Here is a 236-nt window from a genome sequence, read left to right on the forward strand (position 1 = left end):
GTTTTCGCCAGGCGTGGCAGGCGGCGGTCGACCGTCACGAGATCCTGCGCAGTGGTTTCCTCTGGCAGACCGAGCTTGAGCAACCCTTGCAGGTGGTCTACAAACAGGCGCGCCTGCCGTTTACCGAACTCGATTGGCGCGAGCGGGCAGACCGCGCCCAGGCGCTGGATGAAAGGGCGCAGGCCGCCAGGACCCAGGGTTTTGTGCTGGAGCAGGCGCCGTTGTTGAGCTTGTCG

The 236-nt window shown here is 65.3% G+C and carries 1 protein-coding gene; it reads left to right on the forward strand.

Annotated features, from left to right (window positions below; all coding sequences use genetic code 11):
- Window positions 1-236 (forward strand): condensation domain-containing protein (locus SB765_RS33770; RefSeq protein ID WP_410933054.1); only part of this gene is annotated, 236 nt, incomplete at both ends.

Origin of the sequence: Pseudomonas sp. SIMBA_067, from assembly GCF_046534675.1 — a bacterium.
GTDB lineage: Bacteria > Pseudomonadota > Gammaproteobacteria > Pseudomonadales > Pseudomonadaceae > Aquipseudomonas > Aquipseudomonas putida.